At 70.8% G+C, this 2,248-nt stretch carries 5 protein-coding genes; 1 reads left to right on the top strand and 4 read right to left on the bottom strand.

What is annotated here, in order from left to right; all coding sequences use genetic code 11:
* The coding region (locus AX737_RS31735) for a DUF4113 domain-containing protein (protein ID WP_156453496.1) at positions 1-80 on the top strand (80 nt) is incomplete at its 5' end.
* A gap of 7 nt (positions 81-87) precedes the next feature.
* Here AX737_RS31735 and AX737_RS02695 read toward each other — a convergent pair.
* The 4 genes from AX737_RS02695 to repC all read right to left on the bottom strand — a co-directional run.
* Positions 88-309 carry a hypothetical protein gene (locus AX737_RS02695; RefSeq protein ID WP_156453495.1) on the bottom strand — a complete coding sequence of 74 codons (222 nt, stop codon included), beginning with the start codon at positions 307-309 and terminating at the stop codon, positions 88-90.
* A complete protein-coding gene (locus tag AX737_RS02690; protein ID WP_066918799.1) occupies positions 306-566 on the bottom strand; it encodes a hypothetical protein in 261 nt (86 codons plus the stop codon). Before AX737_RS02690 ends, AX737_RS02695 begins: the two co-directional genes overlap by 4 nt.
* 16 nt (positions 567-582) lie before the next feature.
* Positions 583-957 carry a hypothetical protein gene (locus AX737_RS02685; RefSeq protein WP_245293385.1) on the bottom strand — a complete coding sequence of 125 codons (375 nt, stop codon included), beginning with the start codon at positions 955-957 and terminating at the stop codon, positions 583-585.
* 18 nt (positions 958-975) lie between these two features.
* On the bottom strand, positions 976-2,248 hold a 1,273-nt coding region (gene repC, locus AX737_RS02680), incomplete at its 5' end, for a plasmid replication protein RepC (RefSeq protein ID WP_348626796.1).

Raw genomic sequence — 2,248 nt, 5'->3', positions numbered from 1 at the left:
GGGACTGGAGCACGAAGTTCGAGATGCGCACGCCGCGCTACACGACGCAGGTGAGCGAGCTACCGGTCGCGGTGGCTTGAGCCAGCATCAAGCCTTGCTGAGCAGCTCGGTGCCGATCGTGATCCGGCCGCCGCGATCCTGCTGCACAGTCACCGTCCAGGGCCCGTCCTGCGTCAGCACCGCGCCAGCGATGCCGGGACCTGTCACACGCTCGCCGACCGCGAACGCGTTGCGTTCCGGCAAGCGATGTGAGGCCGTCATCTCCGCGGCCTCGGCATCCTGCTTAGTCTTGGCCATCGCTGCCCTCACGCCTTCTCCGGCCGGCCCAGCAAGATCGCGGTGCGCGCCATGGTACGTCGCCAGCCGGGCTTCGTCTCCGGATCGGCCAGAGCCTTCGCTGACGGCTCGTGCGCTGCGACCGCCGAGGCGAGGTCGAGCGTGAAAGCGCCGAGCGCGAACGCACCCGTGTCCGGCTTGGCGAGCACCGCGTCGACCGCGGCATTGATCTGCTCGTCGGTGATCTCGGCAGCCTTGCGCAGGTCGCCCGTGGTCTTCTGATCAGCCATGGCGGAGACGTAGCGCTCACCCCTTGAACGCCCAGATCGGGATGCCCTGCGGCTTGCCCGGGACGTCGCGGTAGTAGGTCAGGTTCCCGTAGGTCACCGTCTTCGCGTCGATCGCCTCGACCTGCCGACCGGTCAGCACCAGGGCGCCGCAATGGTCGGCCCGGCCGGTGCCGATCACCGGATGGATGCCGAACAGTTCAAGGTCCGTCCACCCGAGCTCCACCGCCTGTGCGCCGAACCGCTCTAGGAAGTCGAGCATCGCGGCGTGCGTCCTCTGCCACGGCTCGCCGTAGAGGCCGGGGCAGGGCGACTTCGCCGGGCTCAGGCGCTCGACGCCGGAGCGCCACGTGTAGAGATCAGAGGTCGGGACGGGGGCAAGGTGCGCGGACATGCCGGCCTTCTGCCTCCCCTACCTTGCCCCGCGCTGGCCGGCCGCTCGCCGCGCAAGCTGTCCGCGGCTCAGGGCTTGTAGAACCGGCCCCAGGCTGAACTCCCCTCGCCTCTTCCGCTCGACCAGGGCGCGCAGATATCCACCCGGCGCCTTGATGTGCTCGGCGCGCTGCAGGATCGCTGCGACCGTCACCGCGGCCGCGTCCTCGCCCATCACCTCGCGGGCTTCGTCCCAGGCGTGCGGGCTGATCCCGAGCATGGACCGGACGAGGCCTGCGGTGTCGACGAGATCCCGCCACGAGCCGATGCCGCCGCGAGCGTAGTCCCGGATGTCGGGGCAGGCGTCGAGGACGAGTCCAAGCGGGTAGTTGGTGCGGGTCGGGAGGTGGGCGGCGGCCGCCCCCTGCCCTGCTCCGCCAGGCGTCGGCGGCGTGCCGCTCACCGATGTGGGCGTCGCGGGTTCCTTCTGCCCGACTCCGGAGGCTGGTTCAGAACCAAAAGGTTCGGGATTTGAACTCTGAATGTGCCGCTCATCCTGATCGGCACTGCCGCTCGAATCCATGTCCTCCTGATGCGCGAGCAACAGCTTGCCCACATCGGCCGCTAGGGCGGTTAGAGCCTCGCCAGCCGCGCCCAGATCGGCGCGGGCGGCCTTGCGGGGCAGGGCGCCCAGGATCGCGCTGTATCGTGCTCTCAGCGGCTCGGCGGCGCCCGGCGCGCCCTCGGCTGCCTCAAGGGCCTGGATCAGCTTCATGCAGTCCCGTCGCAGCAGCGTGACGCGCTCGCGGGCCACGCGCAGCGCCAGCGCCTCGGCGCGCACCGTCTCGGCCATGCCGGCGAACTCGGCCGCGCGGGCGACGAGGGGGGCGAGGTCGAAGCCGTAGGCCTGGGCGACTTGGCCCCCTGCCCCGCGCCGGCAGTAACGCTTCCCGTTCGGGCTATCCCGGCGGATGACGATGCCGGACTCGACCAGGGCGGCGAGGTGGCGGCGGATCGTCGGCTCGGCCATGCCGCGGGTGCGCAGGCTCAGCGCCCGGTTCGACGGGAAGACGACGAGGCTGGGCCCCTCCCCGATCTGCAGCGCGGTCTCGGGCAGGAAGGATGCAAGCGCGTCGAGCACCGCAAGGCTCGGCGCCGAGAGGCCGAGCTGTGCGCGCGCCTCGGTGATGTCGCGGAGTGCGGTCCATTTCTGGACGGTGGTCTCACGCGGACAGCCGTCCGCGTTCGCCTGCGCCTTCACCTGCGCAGCCGTCAGCGATCGCCGCCCGAAGGGCGTCGTGATGTGGAGGGTC

Origin of the sequence: Methylobacterium sp. CCH5-D2 (assembly GCF_001556475.1) — a bacterium.
In the GTDB taxonomy this organism is placed as follows: Bacteria; Pseudomonadota; Alphaproteobacteria; order Rhizobiales; family Beijerinckiaceae; genus Methylobacterium; species Methylobacterium hispanicum.
The sequence above is the reverse complement of the archived record's forward strand: the minus strand, read 5'-3'. Positions and strand labels throughout refer to the sequence as shown.

What these genes read in the sequence shown, in the direction of transcription:
- AX737_RS02690 (WP_066918799.1), bottom strand. Translation starts at nt 566, where the DNA reads ATGGCTGATCAGAAGACCACGGGCGACCTGCGCAAGGCTGCCGAGATC.
- AX737_RS02685 (WP_245293385.1), bottom strand. Translation starts at nt 957, where the DNA reads ATGTCCGCGCACCTTGCCCCCGTCCCGACCTCTGATCTCTACACGTGG.